Below are 17,332 nucleotides of genomic sequence, written 5' to 3'. Positions count from 1 at the left end.
ACTTCGGACTGACCCCGCCGGCTAGTGTCGATGCCGGTGATGGATGTCGGGAAAATGCGCATGCGAATGCGTGATGGGTAGATGTGCGTGCGCGTGCGTGTGCGGCGCATCGCCGGCATAAGGAAAGTCGTGTTCGTGCTGATGATGTTCGTCATGGCGGTGACGATGCGTATGCTCGAGCCGCTCGTGCGTATGCGCATGTTCGTGCCGCTCACGCACATGCAGCCAGATACCGACCGCCATGAGTCCGGCAGCCAACGAAAAAGTCAGATCAGGCCATGCGGGCCAGATGATCAGAGAAAGTATGACGCCGAACAGCGGCGCCACCGAAAAGTAAGCCCCGGTACGCGCGGTCCCGAGATTGCGCAGCGCGACCACGAACAGCACGAGACTGATTCCGTAACCGGCAAGCCCTGTCGCCATGGCCGCGGCCACTGTCCCTGGCGACGGCAGCGAAGCACCCGCCGCGAACGCAATGCCAAGATTCACCGGACCGGCCGCCACTCCTTTCAGACATGCGATCACCATCGCGTCGTTTGCCGAGACCTTGCGCGTGAGGTTGTTGTCGATAGCCCAGCACGTACACGCACCGACGATCAACAGCGCGCCCACCGGCAAACCCACCCCGCCAGGGTGCCATGAGAGAAGCACGCCGCCCGCGACGATCGCCACCATGCCGAGCAAAACCTGGAGGTCCACGTTTTCCCGGAAAACCACCCAGGCAATGACGGCCGTCAGCACGCCCTCGAGGTTCAACAGCAGCGAACTCGTTGCCGCCGGGGTGCTCGACAGCCCGAGCATCAGCAACGCGGGGCCCGCGACACCCCCCATCGCAATCGCGCCGATCAGCCACGGCAGCTCGCCCCGCTGGATGTGATGGTCCCTGCGGGCATGACGCCCACGCCCGCTCCACGCCCGCCACGCGATCCCGACGCCCAGCCCCAGGCCGCTCCCCAGATAAAACAGCCCGGCCAGCATGAATGGACTGACGGCGCCGAGCATCGCTTTGGCGAGTGGTGTCGCGGCGCCAAAAAGCGCCGCGGCAGCCAAAGCGGTGAATACCGCGCTGTATCGGGATTTCACGGTCGTCAAACCTCGCATCATCTATTGGGGGAAGTGTACTGGCCCCCAGCCGGCTCGGCGGACAAAACCTGGCCAATCACACGAAAAGTAAACTTGTAGAATATGCTACGTTAACGTAATGTCATCTACATGACACAAATTTCCACCTGGTCGCTGCTAGTGCTGTCACTGCCGACGGAAAATGCCACCGCGCGCATGCGGTACTGGCGCGCATTGAAAGCCCGGGGCTGTGCCGTTCTGCGAGACGGCGTTTATCTGCTGCCCTACAACGCCGAGCGTGAAGGCATGCTGCGCGAGCTTGCCGAATCCATCGGCGACAGCGGCGGCACCGCGCATCTGCTGCGCACCCCAAGCCTCGACGCGGCGCAGGAGGCGTACTTTCGCGGGCTGTTCGACCGCTCCGACGACTACGACAACGTCGTCCAATCGCTCGCCGAGGCGCGCAAGGCGATGTCTGCGCAGTCGCCTGCCGAGTTGGCCCGGTTGCAGCGGCGGCTGCAAAAGGACTATGAGAGCGTTGCCGCAATCGATTACTTTCCCACCGAGGCGGCCGCCCGCGCGGCAGCCGCGTGGGGGGACTTCGTCTCTCATATCGAGACGGTCCTGTCGCCGGGCGAGCCGCATGCGGCCCACCAGCCCATCGCCCCCCTCAAGCGCGAGGACTATCAGCGGCGAATCTGGGCGACACGTCGTCGCCTGTGGGTAGACCGGGTAGCGAGCGCATGGCTGATTGGTCGGTTTATCGATCTCGAGGCTCGGTTTGTGTGGCTCGAGTCGCCCAAGGCGTGTCCCGCAGACGCGCTCGGCTTCGATTTCGATGGAGCCGCCTTCACGCACGTCGACGAGCGGGTGACTTTCGAGGTTTTGCTCGCGACGTTCGGTCTCGATCACGACGCGGCGCTGCTGCGCCTTGGGCAACTGGTTCACGCCCTGGATGTCGGCGGCGAGTCCGTGCCGGAGGCCAGCGGCTTCGAAGCCGTGTTGGCCGGCACGCGCGAGGGCGCGCCCGACGATGATCAGTTGCTCGACGCGATGATGCCGGTTCTCGACGCGCTCTATGCGCACTTTGCCGCCAGCACGAAGCACAAGGAAAGCAGGAGACGCTCATGAGCACGACAACCGCCTCCGCACCAGGCTATACGCTGGGTCAGATGGTGCTTTACATGCTGCGGCTTGGCACCTTCGGTTTCGGCGGTCCCGTGGCACTGGTCGGGTACATGCATCGCGATCTTGTCGATGGGCGCGGCTGGATTACCGACGCGGACTACCGCGAGGGCTTGGCACTGGCGCAGATGATGCCCGGCCCGCTCGCCGCGCAGCTCGGCATCTATCTTGGCTACGTCCACTATCGTGTGGTCGGCGCGACGCTCGCTGGCATCGCCTTCGTCCTGCCGTCGTTTGCGATGGTGGTTCTGCTCGGATGGGCTTACGCGCACTTTGGCGGTCTGCCCTGGATGCAGGCGGTCTTCTACGGCGTCGGTGCGGCCGTCGTCGGCATCATTGCCATGAGCGCGTACAAGCTCACCACAAAGACGGTGGGCAGACACCGGCTCCTACTCGCGATCTACCTGACGCTGGCGGCCGTCACGGTGGTCACCGAATCGGAGATCGCGTGGCTTTTCATTGCGGGAGGTGTCATCAACTGGCTGGTTAAGGCACCGCCCAAATGGCTGGGCAAAGGCGGCATCAACGCAGTCGCGTTGGCGCAGTTGCCGCCGGCAAGCGGCGTAATCAGCGGTCTCGATTGGCCACTGCTTGGCCAACTCGGTCTGTTCTTCACAAAGGCCGGCGCCTTCGTGTTCGGCTCGGGGCTCGCTATCGTGCCGTTTCTATATGGCGGGGTGGTCACCGAGCACCACTGGCTCAACGACAAGCAGTTCGTCGACGCGGTCGCGGTGGCGATGATCACGCCGGGCCCCGTTGTCATTACCGTCGGCTTTATCGGGTATCTCGTGGCCGGATTGACGGGGGCGTGCGTTGCCGCGCTCGGCACATTTCTCCCCTGCTACCTCTTTACCATTCTGCCGGCGCCGTACTTCAAGAAATATGGCAAGCTGCCCGCGATCCGGGCCTTCGTCGACGGCATCACCGCGGCGGCCGTGGGCGCGATCACGGGGTCGGTCATTGTCATCGCGCGCCGCTCGATCGTCGACTGGCCCACGCTGCTGATAGCGGTCGTGACCATCGCCTTGTTATGGCGCTTCAAACGTCTGCAGGAGCCGGTGGTTGTCGTGGCGGCTGCGATCATTGGCGTGCTGATTTATCCGCTCATCCGCTCGCACGGTGTCTGAACGCCCCCCGCAGCCGTGCCCGCGCTGCGGGGGATTCCCCATCGGAAATTACGCCAAGTCGAACCGATCGGCGTTCATGACCTTCGTCCAGGCGGCGACGAAGTCCTGCACAAACTTCTCGTTGTTGTCGTCCTGTGCGTAGACCTCCGCATAGGCCCGCAGCACCGAGTTCGAGCCGAAGACCAGATCGACACGCGTGGCCGTCCATTTCACGTCGCCGGACTTGCGATCGCGGATTTCGTACAAATTGTTGTCCGCGGGCTTCCAGATGTTCGCCATGTCGGTCAGATTGACGAAGAAATCATTCGTCAATACGCCAACGCGGTTCGTAAGCACGCCATGCCGGGTGCCCGCGTGGTTGGTGCCCAGTACGCGCATGCCGCCCATCAAGGCCGTCATTTCGCACGCCGTCAGCCGCATCAACTGGGCTCGATCGAGCAGCAGTTCCTCCGGGCTCACCACATATGCCTGCTTCAGCCAATTGCGGAAACCATCCGCCACAGGCTCCAGGACGTCGAACGACGCCACATCGGTTTGCGCTTGCGTGGCATCGCCACGCCCCGGTGCAAAAGGCACGGTGACATGAGCCCCTGCCGCCTTGGCCGCCTGCTCCACACCGACGTTACCGGCCAGCACGATCACATCGGCCACGCTCGCGCCCGTCTCGGCCGCGATCTTCTCCAGCACGGCCAGCACGTTGGCCAGACGCACCGGCTCGTTGCCTTCCCAATCCTTCTGCGGTGCCAGACGGATGCGTGCGCCGTTGGCACCGCCGCGCTTGTCGGAACCTCGGAAGGTGCGCGCGCTGTCCCACGCCGTCGCCACCATATCGGCGATGCCGAGGCCGCTGGCGACGATTTTTGCCTTCACCGCAGCCACGTCGTAGTCCTTGCGGCCCGCGGGAACCGGGTCTTGCCAGATCAAGTCCTCCTTCGGTACATCCGGGCCGAGGTAGCGGGACTTCGGGCCCATGTCGCGGTGCGTCAGCTTGAACCACGCGCGGGCGAAGACTTCCGAGAAATACGCCTGATCCTGGTGGAACCGTTCCGAGATTTTCCGGTATGCCGGATCCATCTTCATGGCCATGTCGGCGTCGGTCATGATTGGCTTGTGGCGGATCGACGGATCTTCGACATCCACGGGCATGGCGTCTTCCTTGATGTCGACCGGCTCCCACTGCCAGGCACCGGCCGGCGACTTCTGCAACGCCCACTCATGGCCGAGCAGCATATCGAAATAGCCACCGTCCCACGTCGTCGGGTGCGTGGTCCAGGCCCCTTCGATGCCACTGGTGACCGTGTCGCGCCCCACACCACGGCTGACCGCGTTGATCCAGCCCAGCCCCTGCGCGTCGACATCCGCACCCTCCGGCGCCGGGCCGAGATTGGCGGCGTTGCCATTGCCATGCGTCTTGCCAACAGTGTGGCCCCCTGCGGTCAGGGCGACCGTTTCCTCGTCGTTCATCGCCATGCGCGCGAAGGTCTCGCGCACGTCACGGGCGGTCTTCAGCGGATCGGGCTTGCCATCGACGCCCTCCGGGTTCACATAGATCAACCCCATCATGACTGCCGCCAGCGGGTTTTCCAGATCACGTTCGCCGGAGTAGCGGCTGTTCGGGTTGTCGGTGGGCGCGAGCCACGCCTTTTCGGATCCCCAATAGATATCCTTTTCCGGGTGCCAGATATCTTCACGTCCGAAGCCGAAGCCGAAGGTCTTCAACCCCATCGATTCGTAAGCCAGCGTGCCGGCGAGAATGATCAGGTCCGCCCAACTCAGCTTGTTGCCGTACTTCTTCTTGATCGGCCACAGCAGACGGCGGGCTTTGTCGAGATTGGCATTGTCCGGCCAGGAATTTAGCGGCGCGAATCGCTGGTTGCCCGTGCCGCCGCCGCCTCGCCCGTCGGCGATGCGATAGGTGCCCGCCGAGTGCCAGGCCATGCGGATCATCAGGCCGCCGTAGTGCCCCCAGTCCGCCGGCCACCAGTCCTGACTGTCGGTCATCAGGGCCTTGAGATCCTTTTTGAGCGCATCGACGTCGAGCGTCTTGACGGCGTCCCGATAGTGGAACGATGCCCCCATCGGGTTGGTCTTGCTGTCGTGCTGATGCAGGATGTCGAGGTTCAGCGCCTTGGGCCACCAATCCATGTTGGACATCCCCGCCGACGTGGCGCTGCCATGCATCACCGGGCACTTGCCAGAAGCACTCGCGCTTTTGCTTTCCATTTCTCGCTCCATACGTTGCATGAAATCAGACGATCGGATCTGCATCCGGGCGCAGATACCCAAAAGTACCAGATTCGGCGAAGGTCGGCGCGGCAGCGGTTCCGGGCGCTGCGCGAAGGCGTCATGCAACACGTGGGACCGTGACGTAAGACATCACAACGGGTGAAGCAAAGCAGTACTCGCTGACGTGCGTTTGAAATACGACTTCCACCCGATCGGCGTTCGGGTTCGATAATGTCCGTTCATTGCCGACGATGAGCGGGGAAGCGCACCGACCGCACGCGAACGTCACTTGTTCCGTATGAACATTGAAACCCATAGTCATCTTTTGATAAGATGACCGACACGTAATCGTTCAATGCACCCCATGCGACCGCCCGGTCGGCGCAAGCCGGGACGCCAGCCGGCGAGAACAGATGCGCATCGCGCTTTGCCGCGAAGGGCGCAACGTATGGCGAGGCGCGTCGATGGGCATCTGTCATGGAGCGCCGTCTCACTTATGCAGTTTAAAGGCGGGTCTCGTCCATGCATGACGAAAACGACAGTGAAGTCCTCGAAGTCCACCTAGGCACGCAGAGCCCATACTGGCGCCTGGGCTTTGACAGCAACGCACTCGAGCTCTGCGCGGTTCGCGGCTTGACGAACATCGGCATCGCACTCGATGCCGCGCAGGCTGCCACGATTCGCAGCCTCACTGGCGTCACTTCGTCCTTCGAACTTGAGATCGCCCTGTTCGGCCATCCGTTGCGCCTGCACATGGTTGGCAAGAAGGTCGATGCGACCACTTGGGCCGGCACCGCGTCCGCATACTCGGACACTCGCTCTGTCGCACGCGACCTCGCGCACGGTCTCGCCTTTGCCGAACAGGTCGTCTCCGAAGTCAATTCGCTCGTCGTGGTCCTCAACCGTCAGGGCATCCTCCAGCGCTTCAATCGCCTCGCAGAAGAGGTGCTGGGCAAACGCGAGGAAGACGTCATCGGCAGGAGCGCCTTCGAACTGTTCATGACCGAAGAGCAAGGCCGGAAGTCGAGCACGAACATCACGGGCTTCTTCGAAAACGACAAGCCATTCGCTGTCGAGCGCTACATCAATACGGTCAACGGCCCGCGCCTGTATCAGTTTCGCAATAAGTTCGTGCAGAGCGGCAGCGGGCTCGACGAGCGGTTTCTGATCTGCTCGGGCGTCGACATCACCGAGGAGCGCAACGCGCAGCAGCGCCTGACCGAGCTTGCGAATACCGACGTGCTGACCGGGCTGCCGAACCGGCATGCCGTCACCGAGATGATCCGCGCCGCCCTCGCCGGCGGACCGGACGAGACGCCGCGGCAGGTCGGCATCCTGTTTCTCGATCTCGACAACTTCAAGCATGTGAACGATCACTATGGACATGTGACCGGCGACCGTCTATTGACCCAAGTGTCCGCGATCGTCAGGAACTGCCTGCCCGAATGTGCGACGCTCGCGCGTCTCGGTGGCGATGAATTCCTGGTGCTGTTCGAGCACGCAACGCTCGACATGCTCGAAGACACTGCGAAGACGATCATCGACCGGTTCGAGACGTCGGTTCGCCTGGACGTGATGGAGGTCTACACCAGTTGCTCGATCGGCATCACGCTGCATCCGCAGCATGGCGACACCATGGAAACGCTGATCCGCAACGCAGATACGGCAATGTACGTTGCGAAGGAAGCTGGAAAGCGGACGTATCGGGTGTTCACGCAGGAGATGAACCAGAAGGTCGCGAAGGCGATGTGGCTCGATACCAATCTTCGCAAGGCGCTCGAGGAAAAGCAGTTCGTATTGCACTATCAGCCGCTCGTCGACATCGCGACGGGGGATATCCAAAGTGTCGAGGCCTTGATCCGCTGGCAATCGCCGGAGCGCGGGCTGGTCGGGCCCGTTGAATTCATTCGCCATGCCGAGGAGTTCGGCCTGATCGGATCGCTCGGACGCTGGGTCATGGAAGCGGCAGCGAAACAGGCCGTTCAGTGGCAAGCGAAGGGCCTGAACATGCGCATATCGATCAATGTGTCCGCGCGTCAATTGGCCGACCTGAATGTCGCCAATCACTTCGGCGAGATTTGCGACAGCGTCGGTTTGAAACCAGGCCTGCTCGACATCGAATTGACAGAAAGCTGCTTCATCGAGGACGAGGGCCGCGTGCGCAGCCTGATGGAGCAGTTCCGAAAGCTCGGCGCACGGATTTACCTCGACGATTTCGGCACCGGCTATTCGTCACTTGCGCAGCTCGCGCGGCTGCCGTTCGATGTGATCAAGCTCGACCGCAGTTTCGTGACCAGCGTCGACAGCGACACGAATGCCCAGGCGCTCGTGTCGTCAGTATTCACGTTGGCCAAGGCGTTGGGGTTCTCGGTGGTGGCGGAAGGGGTCGAGACCGACGCTCAAGCGGCATTCCTGCGGCAAGCCGGGATCGACCGCGCGCAAGGCTATCTCTACGCGAAACCGATGCCCGCACACGATCTCGAGGCGTGGATCAACGATAAAAGAAAGCTCAGGCTTATCGCCTGAGCTTTCCCGATTCGTTACCTCACCTTACCGCCGCCGTGCCTCACGATACCACCGTGCGGAGCTTGGAAACGCGGCGGTTCTGCATCATCACCAGACGCTCCATATAGGCGAGATCCTTCGTCTCGATCGTAAACGTCGAGCGCACCCAGTCTTCGGTAATGTCCATCAGCTCCGAGCGATCCAAGGGCAGCACGCGTTGGCGCGCGCGGATCAGCGCGCGAATCCCATTCAGCTTCGGCCGGATCACGTCGATAAACGTGCGTGTCGCGAGGAACGCGTCGCCGGGCTCGAATAGCTGGTCGACAAGCCCCTTTTCCGTGAACCACTCGGCCACGTGCGACTCTCCGGTGCTGATCAGTTCCTCCGCCACGCGCATGCCGGCTCGGCGGGCGACGAGCGAATATCCGCCCATGCCGGGGAACAGATTGAACGCGATCTCCGGAAAGCCGAGCTTCACGCCTTTCTGCGCAAGGACGAAGTGATGCGCGAGCGCTGCCTCGAGTCCGCCGCCGAGCGCGCTGCCCTCGACCATCGCGATCGAGAGGGCGCCAGTGCCGTAGCCGTTGTACATCTCCCAGATGCAATCGATGCATGACCGCGCATACGCCATCAGCATGTCACGCTTGCCGGAGCGGATCGCATCGACAAAGAAGCTAAGGTCGCCGCCAACGTTGAAAAGCTCGGGCACCAGCGATCCCGTGACCCAAAAATCGATGCGCAGCCCGGATTCCCGCGCCGTACGGGCAAGGTGCATGATCTCGGTGAGAAGCCCCTGATTGAAGCACGGGCGAGGGGCGGCACGGAGCATCATCCACATGATGTTTCGGCCTTCCTCATAAAATGCGGCCATTTGCGACATGTCCCCGGCTTCGTAGAAAGGCCTGCATGACGGGTGGTTTTGGAGTTGCATGTTTTTTCCTGTGTAGCTGTGGTTTGCGGTTGAATGCCGTCGCGACAAGCCATTCGGAAACGTTGCCGAAGTGGCCGCACGGCACCGCTATTCTTGCGCGCGCACAACTATCAGAAATGCGGATTCTTTAAATTTTCGATACCTAAAAAAGTCAGCCCGCGTTGCGCAGGCTCGACCGGCAGCGGTCGAAACCGGGACACTCCCCGGACGGTCGGCTTGAGCGCCCCCACGCGTGACGCCCGCCCCACGCGACCGGATCAGGTCAACGCCCCCAACCTGCCGCTCAGGCCAATGCTTTGCGCGCCTGTGACCTGCCGCTCGGATAGCCGCCGACAGGCGTCTCATGGTCGGCATCGCCTGCGCGTACCGCTGCCTTCGATTGGCGGTCAGCACCATATTTATACCCGGATAATATTGACAATAATTTTATCCGGGTATAAATTGCAATCCTCACTCTCCGGCGGGATACCATGACACCTTCGACGCTTCCCTCCCACATCGCCTTCGTGGGTCAACGACGCATTGCCTCCGGCTCGCTTGCTGCCGTCGCACTTTCGGTAAAGCGTGCCGTGGAAAAGGCGCCTCGGACGCCGGTGCTGATCTTCGACAACGCGACTGGGCGCTCGATCGACATCGACACGCGCGGCACTGACGACGAAGTCACCGCGCGCTTCACGCAGGCGGTATCCGACGCGCCACCCGGCGACGACACCGACGGCGCAGCACCGCAGAGCGAAGCACGTGGCCGAGGGCGTCCGAAGCTCGGCGTCGTCGCGCGTGAGGTCACGCTGTTGCCTCGCCACTGGGATTGGCTCGCGACGCAGCCAGGCGGTGCATCGGTCGCGCTGCGAAAGCTGGTTGAAGACGCACGTCGCGCCAACGCCCAACGTGACGATCGCCGCGCCTCACAAGAGCGCGCCTACCACTTCATGTCGGCGCTGGCTGGCGATCTGCCCGGCTTCGAGGAAGCGGCGCGAGCGTTGTTCGCAGACGATCGTGCGCGTTTTGGGGAACGGGTCGCCGGCTGGCCGGCTGATGTGCGCGATCATGCATTCGCGCTGGGCTTTGGCGACGCATCGTGAGCGACGTTGGTTGCACAGATGGCACGGATGAATTTCACGCCGCTGAATACCGGCGCCATTGCACCGCTTACGCGCGGCCGCGACCTCGTCACGTTGCGGGTGACGGGAATGATGGGCCGGGAACGATGAGCTGGGTGTCGTGCCGCCACGGTAGGCCACGACGACAGACGATGGAGGGTTACGGTGCTGCGCGTCTCGACATGCGGCGCGGCCGCGCTCCATGCACATGATGCCGCGTCCGAGCCGGACGCCACCGTGCGTTTGCCCACGCGAATCAACGGACGCCCGCGAGTGACCGACCGAGGACGAGTGCGGAAACGTACAACTCGGCTCGCGCTTTCAGCGAAACGGATGCATGACTGGTGCCGGGGACCGGACTTGAACCGGTAAGCCCGAAGGCGGCGGATTTTAAGTCCGCTATGTTTACCAATTTCATCACCCCGGCAAGGGCACGCATTCTAACATTCCCACCGAGATACGTCAGTTGGGTATCATAGGGTCACGCACGCACTCGCTGCGCGCTAACGGAGATCGCCCCATGCTGGAGAATCTCGACCGTATCGCCCTGTCGCTCGACGCCATCGAAGCCGCCGCTCACGACCTCGCCCTGCAATCCCCCCAGAACGCACAAGCGCTGTACACCGCGCTCATGGAAATTCGCAACGCCATCGCGCTCGTTGCCCAGGAGGTCGTGCGTATCGAGCACGAACTCCGCAGCGCCACCGGCAACGGGCAATCGTGACGTTGCAAACATGGCCTTGCCCCCATGACTCACGTCAGGCACGTTAGGCTTGTCGGGTACGGCGGGCTCGCAACCGGTCTACAATAGGCAGCACGTTTCACAACACGGCGCGTCCCCCCATGGCCCTCCCCTGTTGTACGTCGCAAGCCGAGTCGCCTTCCGGCACCTCCGCCAGTCTCCCCCGCCCGCGCACCGAACGCGACGGCACTACGGGTCTCGTAGCGACCATGCCGGCATCGCTGCACGCGCGTTATGACGCCGTGCGCGCCGCCTCGGTCGCCTTTGCCCAAGGCCTGTCCGACGCCGACGCCACCGTGCAGTCGATGCCCGACGCCAGCCCCATCAAGTGGCATCTCGCCCACACCACATGGTTCTTCGAAACCTTCTTGCTGAGCGAGTCCGGCGCCCTGTCGGGCAACCGCTACCACTCCTACGATCCGCGCTTCGCCTATCTCTTCAATTCATATTACGAGGCCGCCGGTCCGCGCCATCCGCGCCCGCAACGAGGCTTGCTCTCCCGCCCCACGCTCGATGACGTGCTGCGCTATCGCCGCCATGTCGACGCCGCCATGCACGAGCGCCTGCTGCATGCCGATCTCCCGCCCGACATTCATGCACTCGTTACCCTCGGCCTGCATCACGAGGAACAGCATCAGGAGTTGATGCACACCGACTTGCTGCATCTGTTCGCGCAAAATCCGTTGCGTCCCGCGCATCGCCAGCCGGCCTGCGCCGGCGATATCGCCGGACCCCTGCAATGGATCGCCCACAGCGGCGGGCAGCATCGCGTCGGGCACGAAGGCGAATCGAGCGGACCCTTTGCGTTCGACTGCGAAACGCCGGCCCACGACATCCTGCTACGCCCTTTCGCGATCGCCTCGCGCGTGGTGACGAACGGGGAGTGGCGCGCGTTCATCGACGACGGCGGCTATCGCACGGCGGGACTCTGGCTGTCCGACGGCTGGGCGACGGTGCAACGTGAGGGGTGGGGACATCCGCTGTACTGGGAGCTGCACAACGGCGAATGGCAGTCGATGACGCTCGCCGGCATGCAACCGATCGACGACGACGCGCCCGTGCGGCACGTGAGCTATTTCGAAGCCGACGCCTTCGCGCGATGGGCCGGCAAGCGTCTGCCGACCGAATACGAGTGGGAGGTCGCGGCCACCGTGTCGCCCGCGTCGCAACCCGCCATGGCGCAACGCTTCGGCCCGGTATGGCAATGGACGGCCAGCCCTTACGTCGCCTATCCGGGATTCCGGCCGGCGGCCGGGGCCGTCGGCGAATACAACGGCAAATTCATGTGCGGACAATTCGTGCTGCGCGGGGGATCGCTCGCCACGCCGCCGGGACATGCCCGCGCCACCTATCGCAACTTCTTTTACCCGCATCAGCGCTGGCAGTTCTGCGGCCTGAGGCTCGCGGAGGATCGTTGATGTCGCAAGCCCCCCAAGCCACGCCGTTCGTTTGTCCGTCGTTGCCGGAGAATGCGTTCGCGGCGGACGTGCTCGCCGGTCTCGGCCACACGCCCAAGTCGCTGCCCAGCATCTGGCTTTACGACCGGCTCGGCAGCGAACTATTCGAAGCGATCACCGGCCTCGACGAGTATTACCAGACACGCACCGAAACGGCGCTGCTCGGCGAATGCGCCGCCGCGATTGCCGACGTCATCGGCCCGGACGCCGTCGTCGTCGAATTCGGTAGCGGCTCGAGTCGCAAGACGCCGCTGCTGCTCGACGCGCTGGTCACGCCGCGCGCCTATGTGCCCGTCGACATTGCCGACGACTTCCTCGACGACGCCGTCGCCACGCTGGCCCGCCGCTGCCCGGGCATCCCCATGCTGCCGGTGCGCGCCGACTTCACCCGGCCGTTTCGCCTGCCGCCGCAGTTGCCGACCACGCAAGGGCCGCGCCTGGGCTTCTTTCCCGGCTCGACGATCGGCAATTTCGCGCCCGGACAGGCCGCCGCCTTTCTTGCCCACGTCGGCAAGATGCTCGGGCCGCGCCGCCGGATGGTCGTCGGCGTGGATGCCTGCAAGGACCCCGCCGTGCTGCTGCCCGCCTACGACGACGCGCGCGGCGTCACCGCGCAGTTCGATCTGAACTTGCTCACGCGCATCAACCGCGAACTCGACGGCGACCTGCCGCTCGACGCCTTCCGTCACGAAGCCCGCTTCAACGCCGCCGCCAGCCGGATCGAAATGCATCTCGTTGCCCAGCGCCCTTTCCGCGCGAGCGTGCTGGGCCATCGCTTCGACTTCATGACAGGCGAGTCCATTCACACCGAGAACTCGTACAAATACGGTCAGACGGAGTTCCGTGCCCTGGCAAGCTCCGCGGGGTGGGATGTCGAGCGCGTCTGGCTCGATGCCCGCGCGCGCTTCGCCGTCTATCTGCTGCGCCCCGCAGTGGGAAGCTGAGCCGCGCACGACGCCGCGCAAAAAATCCAACCCTTATCGCTAAAGTTTTGACGTCACCATGCCGTTGATGCATGCAGACGCCTGCTGTCCGCCATGCGAAATGTGAATTTCCTGGGGAGACGGTGGAGACGCGGGGATCGCCAGCCAGGATTAGGCTAGCATTGCCGCCATGAACGCCATGGGATCCGACACGCCGGGACGTCCGCCTGTGTGTCCCCTCAAGGGCCATCTTCACAGCGCGCGGCCATGACCGCGGCGCACCGTTGACACGTATCGCTGCACATGACTTCACGCGCAATGGGGATGCACGTGGCACGAGCTTCGGCAGTAGCACCTGCGGCTCGCGGCACTGGCACAGACACTCGACTGGCTAACGCGCACCCGCTCGCGCGTCGGCTTTGCGTCGTCGCGACGGCGCCTTGGGGTCGGTCACGATGAGCCGCATTTCGCTAACCCTCTCCGACATCGCGCTGGCGGATCTGAAGAAAGACTTCGACGCGTTCGTGCGCATCTCCGCCGCCGTCGACCGTCACTTCACGCCACCGCCCTTCGACGACTTCCTGCGCGCCCGCCTGCTCGACAGCACCGTTCCGCTCACCGAAGCCGCCGTCGCACAATTGCTCGCCGGGGGGCATTACGCGTGGGCCAAGCGCACGTTCGACAAGCAGTTCCCGGACGTCGTCTCGATCATCCTGAACCAGGCGCGTCAACACGGCTTTTATTTCGTCTCTCGCCCCGAATGGACGCGCGAGGACATGTCGCGTCAAGCGAGCCGCTGGGCCGAGGGTATCGTGCGCGAAGCGAAGGGCGAGGAACGCATCGTGGAATCGCTCGCGGGCCAGATTGTCAGTTCGGCGCAAGACCTGCGCGCACTGGAAGCCGCCTTGCAGACGCCCGCTTGGCGCGCCGCCTCCGTGCTGCGCGAGCGCGTGTTCGATGCCAAGCGCAGCGTGGAGACCGCCCGTTCACTGCAAGCGCGCGAGCGACTCGGCGAACTGCGTGCACTCCTCGATCTGGCGGTGATCTACGGATCGGTTGGTGCTCAGGAGGCCGAACAGATTCTCGACTACCTGCGAGTCCTGCGCCCCGAGTTGTTCAACGACGATCCAGGCATCTTCGAGCGGCTTGCGGCCTGGCTGCGGCGTTTGCTGACGCCAGACCTGCCTCGCCCGGCCGTTGCGCCGCAAGCACCGCCGTCCGGCATGACGACCGACGCATCGCGTCAGCATTCCGACCCCCTGCAACCGCCCCTCACGCGCTGACCGCGAGGCGGCACCTGAGCCGCTCGCCGCATTGGCGCCCGTCTCCGCTCACCGGTTGAAGATCAACGCGACGCCCGCGCTCGCGATCAGCGCACCCCACCAGGCGCCTGCCGCCGGACGCTGCCGGGTGCGAATCCACATCAGCGGCAACACCACGACCGGCGTGGTCGCCGAGAGCGTCGCAATGACGCCGGTGTTGCCGTGCCCCATGCCGTAGAGCAGCAGCGTCATGCCGACGGCCACGCCGACGAAGCCCGACGCCGCCGTGAGCGCGAGCGTGCCCGGCGTGAAGGCCGAGAAGAGGTCACGCCCGCGGCGCGCGGCGAGCATCGTCAGCCCTAGCGCCGACACCCCCACACGCACCGCCGACGCGCTCACCGGATCGACGCCGGCGGCCATGACCGGTTTGGCGATGAGCGTTCCCACGGAGTGACACAGCGCCGCCACCAGGCCGATGGCGACGCCCACGCGCACATCGCCACGCACGGACTCCCAGTGATGGGCATCCTCGCGACGGCCACCGAACGCGACGGCGAGTGCCACGCCCGTCGTGACCAGCGCCACCCCGATCACCGCACGCCAGCCCAGTGCCTCGCCGAGCCAAACATAGCCGAGCACGGCGGTCATCGGGGCGTTCGTCGCGAAGATGATGGAGTTGCGGCGGGGCCCGAGACGGCCGAGCGACGTGTAGAGAATCGTGTCGCCCACGAGAATGCCGATCAGCCCCGACGCCGTGAGTCGCAGCCACTGTTCCAGCGTTAGCGACGGCCAGCCACGCTGCACCGCCACCGCGATGAGCAGCATCGCGAAGACGAGCAGCATGCGGGCGTAATTGAACGGGAAGGAACCGGCCCGGCGCACGGGCGTAATGGCGATCATGCCGCTGAAGGCCCAACAAAGGGCGGCACCGAGCGCGGCAAGGTAGGCGAGTTGGGTTGTCATGGTCAGGGGGCAGACGGCTCGCAGGCACCACCGCCCCGCGCCGTTCGGACGCCATTATACGAGTCGCATGCCCCATTCGGGGGCATGGCCCGCGCGCCGACCTCAGATATCGTCGTCCAGATGATGCAACGTGTCGAACATGACCCGATAGGCCGCCGCCACACCGTGCGCCCCGCGCAGCATGCGCAAGCGCGACGCCGCATCGGGCTCGCCCGCCTCCTCCACCCATTGCGCGAGCAACGAGGTCCCGCCGCAGACACTCGCGTCTTGCCGCGCGTGCGCTCCGACGGCCGCGAACCCTTCGGCGGCCGACGGATACCGCTGCGCGAGCGCGTCGAACTGCGCCTCGATCTCGCTGGCCGCACGCACCGCTGCCGGCGCCTGACTGAGCGCGCAACACCCCACGTAGGCGGACATGTCGCCCGCCGCGCCAATGATGAAGTCGATGAGCGCATGCGTCGCATCGAACGCACCGCTGTCGAGGAAGGTGCGGGCCGCCGGGCCACAGCGAAGGAGGCCGGCGGCAAGCATCGTCGCCTGTCCGCGCTGCTCGCGATACTGGCGCAACAGCATCGGTCGCAGCGCCGCGTCGGTGCAGCGCTCGACCGCCATGCGATTGTGCACATCCGCCCCCGCCGCGCGATGGTAGTGCTGCGCGAGAAACGCCAGCACCTGGACGTCGCTCGATTCGCCTGCCAGGAAGCGGGCCCAGAATGGCGCGGCGAAAATGCCGCGCACCCAATCGTCGCAAATGCGCCCGAACGCCGGCACGAAATTGCCCTGCGTGGCGGGCAACACCTGCACCAGCGCTTCGTCGATCAGCATCGCGAGCCAGGTGCCCGGCAACGGCGCCTCGGCGAGCAGCACACCGTGCCGCATACGATCCAGCCACATCGCGGTTTCGGCGAGCGCGCCGTGCAACGTGCACGACACCTCGTGCGACGACACGACGACGGCCTGCGCCTCGACCGTCCACCGCGCATGCGGCGACGCGATGACCCATACCGCCGTGTCGTACGCCGCCAACGCGACCGGCGCGGCCGGCAGAGGAGTGGCGACCGGTGACGCGATCGGGGCACTCATCGGACGATCGCCCCCAGCAGCGCCACCCCCGCGGGATCGATGCGCCTGACGACCTCCACGCGGAGCGTCGCCCCCCCATCGCCCAGCGACAGCCCCGGCACGTTCTGCACGGCGCCCAAACGACGGCGGGACGGGGTTCGCCCTTTGCCACGTGGCGTGTCCGGCGCGCCGCGCGCCAGCCGACGTGACGCCGGCTCAGGCATGCAGGCGGTCCCGTCGGGCGGAGACATCGCGCGACCTTGCGCCCCGACGGGCGACTCCAGGACGACGGGAAGAAAAGGAAACGGTGACGGCGGCGCATTGGACGGCATGTCGGCTCCTTTCGAAAATCGGATGGCGCGGACGCCCGCGCCTCGTGCAAGACTGCCGCGCAAGCCGCGCATGCCATGCCGGGCATGAACGCAGGCGCCTGCGGGCCAAACATCTACCATAGGAATCCCTTAGGGATACGAAAAAGAACGGAGGCTCTAGAAGTGCGCAAACCACGTAGTTCCATCGCCCTCCGGCCTCCCCGCGGGTGCGGCGTGAACGACCGTGCGCGCCCCGAGGGATGACGACGATTCGACGTCGGTCGCCATCGTGAACGGCAAATGCGGACAACGTCGCTCAATCACGCAAATTCAAGACTTTTCCCAAGAACCTAGGGGATTGATGTCGGAATGCGACGTTCCGCCGGCACGCCTTCCTCGTAGCGACGCGGGCGGCACAGCGCAGCGCACGAGAGTGCGCCCACTTGAAGTACCATGATTGTTTCCGATGCCGTGCC

At 64.5% G+C, this 17,332-nt stretch carries 13 protein-coding genes and 1 tRNA gene; 8 read left to right on the top strand and 6 right to left on the bottom strand.

Annotated features, from left to right (window positions below; all coding sequences use genetic code 11):
• Positions 1-21: 21 nt before the first annotated feature.
• A complete protein-coding gene (locus PCE31107_RS06630) occupies positions 22-1,083 on the bottom strand; it encodes a DMT family transporter (RefSeq protein ID WP_130026916.1) in 1,062 nt (353 codons plus the stop codon).
• 129 nt (positions 1,084-1,212) lie between these two features.
• On the opposite strand from PCE31107_RS06630, the gene PCE31107_RS06625 reads away from it, so the two are divergent.
• Positions 1,213-2,193, top strand: coding sequence for a chromate resistance protein ChrB domain-containing protein (locus tag PCE31107_RS06625; protein ID WP_150607308.1), 981 nt, complete (start codon positions 1,213-1,215; stop codon positions 2,191-2,193).
• Complete coding sequence (locus tag PCE31107_RS06620) at positions 2,190-3,374, top strand: chromate transporter (protein ID WP_130026917.1); 1,185 nt, start codon at positions 2,190-2,192, stop codon at positions 3,372-3,374. The genes PCE31107_RS06625 and PCE31107_RS06620 overlap by 4 nt, the downstream gene beginning before the upstream one ends.
• A gap of 48 nt (positions 3,375-3,422) precedes the next feature.
• On the opposite strand, the gene katG is transcribed toward PCE31107_RS06620, so the two are convergent.
• The gene (katG, locus tag PCE31107_RS06615) at positions 3,423-5,597 is read right to left on the bottom strand and encodes a catalase/peroxidase HPI (RefSeq protein ID WP_130026918.1); all 2,175 of its coding nucleotides are present in this window, start codon (positions 5,595-5,597) and stop codon (positions 3,423-3,425) included.
• A gap of 525 nt (positions 5,598-6,122) precedes the next feature.
• Here katG and pdeR point away from each other — a divergent pair.
• Positions 6,123-8,126 (top strand): cyclic di-GMP phosphodiesterase, encoded by a 2,004-nt coding sequence (gene pdeR, locus PCE31107_RS06610; RefSeq protein WP_150607306.1) that lies wholly within the window; start codon positions 6,123-6,125, stop codon positions 8,124-8,126.
• A gap of 40 nt (positions 8,127-8,166) precedes the next feature.
• Here the strand turns inward: pdeR and PCE31107_RS06605 are convergent, their stop codons facing one another.
• The gene (locus PCE31107_RS06605; RefSeq protein ID WP_150607304.1) at positions 8,167-9,036 is read right to left on the bottom strand and encodes a crotonase/enoyl-CoA hydratase family protein; all 870 of its coding nucleotides are present in this window, start codon (positions 9,034-9,036) and stop codon (positions 8,167-8,169) included.
• A 470-nt stretch (positions 9,037-9,506) separates the two neighbouring features.
• On the opposite strand from PCE31107_RS06605, the gene PCE31107_RS06600 reads away from it, so the two are divergent.
• Positions 9,507-10,118: a DUF2239 family protein gene (locus PCE31107_RS06600; RefSeq protein WP_150607302.1), complete on the top strand. Its 612-nt coding sequence runs from the start codon at positions 9,507-9,509 to the stop codon at positions 10,116-10,118.
• Positions 10,119-10,478: 360 nt separating this feature from the next.
• Here the strand turns inward: PCE31107_RS06600 and PCE31107_RS06595 are convergent.
• Positions 10,479-10,563: transfer RNA gene (locus tag PCE31107_RS06595), tRNA-Leu, on the bottom strand.
• A gap of 93 nt (positions 10,564-10,656) precedes the next feature.
• Here PCE31107_RS06595 and PCE31107_RS06590 point away from each other — a divergent pair.
• The 4 genes from PCE31107_RS06590 (at position 10,657) to PCE31107_RS06575 (ending at position 14,541) form a co-directional block, all read left to right on the top strand.
• Positions 10,657-10,860, top strand: coding sequence for a hypothetical protein (locus PCE31107_RS06590; RefSeq protein ID WP_150607300.1), 204 nt, complete (start codon positions 10,657-10,659; stop codon positions 10,858-10,860).
• Between the two features lie 227 nt (positions 10,861-11,087).
• Positions 11,088-12,296, top strand: coding sequence for an ergothioneine biosynthesis protein EgtB (gene egtB, locus PCE31107_RS06585; protein ID WP_150607632.1), 1,209 nt, complete (start codon positions 11,088-11,090; stop codon positions 12,294-12,296).
• On the top strand, positions 12,296-13,279 hold the full coding sequence (gene egtD, locus PCE31107_RS06580) for an L-histidine N(alpha)-methyltransferase (RefSeq protein WP_150607298.1): 984 nt from the start codon (positions 12,296-12,298) through the stop codon (positions 13,277-13,279). The genes egtB and egtD overlap by 1 nt, the downstream gene beginning before the upstream one ends.
• A gap of 434 nt (positions 13,280-13,713) precedes the next feature.
• Complete coding sequence (locus PCE31107_RS06575; RefSeq protein WP_150607296.1) at positions 13,714-14,541, top strand: DUF4088 family protein; 828 nt, start codon at positions 13,714-13,716, stop codon at positions 14,539-14,541.
• 48 nt (positions 14,542-14,589) lie between these two features.
• On the opposite strand, the gene PCE31107_RS06570 is transcribed toward PCE31107_RS06575, so the two are convergent.
• Together PCE31107_RS06570 and PCE31107_RS06565 are read right to left on the bottom strand one after the other, a co-directional pair.
• Positions 14,590-15,483 carry a DMT family transporter gene (locus PCE31107_RS06570; protein ID WP_150607294.1) on the bottom strand — a complete coding sequence of 298 codons (894 nt, stop codon included), beginning with the start codon at positions 15,481-15,483 and terminating at the stop codon, positions 14,590-14,592.
• Between the two features lie 102 nt (positions 15,484-15,585).
• A complete protein-coding gene (locus tag PCE31107_RS06565) occupies positions 15,586-16,566 on the bottom strand; it encodes a hypothetical protein (protein WP_150607292.1) in 981 nt (326 codons plus the stop codon).
• Positions 16,567-17,332 lie beyond the last annotated feature (766 nt).

Origin of the sequence: Pandoraea cepalis (assembly GCF_902459625.1) — a bacterium.
GTDB classification, from domain to species: domain Bacteria; phylum Pseudomonadota; class Gammaproteobacteria; order Burkholderiales; family Burkholderiaceae; genus Pandoraea; species Pandoraea cepalis.
The sequence above is the reverse complement of the archived record's forward strand: the minus strand, read 5'-3'. Positions and strand labels throughout refer to the sequence as shown.

Excerpts from the sequence above, each read along its gene's own strand:
- egtD (WP_150607298.1), top strand. The coding sequence starts at position 12,296 with ATGTCGCAAGCCCCCCAAGCCACGCCGTTCGTTTGTCCGTCGTTGCCG.
- egtB (WP_150607632.1), top strand. The coding sequence starts at position 11,088 with ATGCCGGCATCGCTGCACGCGCGTTATGACGCCGTGCGCGCCGCCTCG.
- PCE31107_RS06605 (WP_150607304.1), bottom strand. The coding sequence starts at position 9,036 with ATGCAACTCCAAAACCACCCGTCATGCAGGCCTTTCTACGAAGCCGGG.
- PCE31107_RS06565 (WP_150607292.1), bottom strand. The coding sequence starts at position 16,566 with ATGAGTGCCCCGATCGCGTCACCGGTCGCCACTCCTCTGCCGGCCGCG.
- PCE31107_RS06620 (WP_130026917.1), top strand. The coding sequence starts at position 2,190 with ATGAGCACGACAACCGCCTCCGCACCAGGCTATACGCTGGGTCAGATG.
- PCE31107_RS06575 (WP_150607296.1), top strand. The coding sequence starts at position 13,714 with ATGAGCCGCATTTCGCTAACCCTCTCCGACATCGCGCTGGCGGATCTG.
- PCE31107_RS06570 (WP_150607294.1), bottom strand. The coding sequence starts at position 15,483 with ATGACAACCCAACTCGCCTACCTTGCCGCGCTCGGTGCCGCCCTTTGT.
- PCE31107_RS06590 (WP_150607300.1), top strand. The coding sequence starts at position 10,657 with ATGCTGGAGAATCTCGACCGTATCGCCCTGTCGCTCGACGCCATCGAA.
- katG (WP_130026918.1), bottom strand. The coding sequence starts at position 5,597 with ATGGAAAGCAAAAGCGCGAGTGCTTCTGGCAAGTGCCCGGTGATGCAT.
- PCE31107_RS06600 (WP_150607302.1), top strand. The coding sequence starts at position 9,507 with ATGACACCTTCGACGCTTCCCTCCCACATCGCCTTCGTGGGTCAACGA.
- pdeR (WP_150607306.1), top strand. The coding sequence starts at position 6,123 with ATGCATGACGAAAACGACAGTGAAGTCCTCGAAGTCCACCTAGGCACG.
- PCE31107_RS06625 (WP_150607308.1), top strand. The coding sequence starts at position 1,213 with ATGACACAAATTTCCACCTGGTCGCTGCTAGTGCTGTCACTGCCGACG.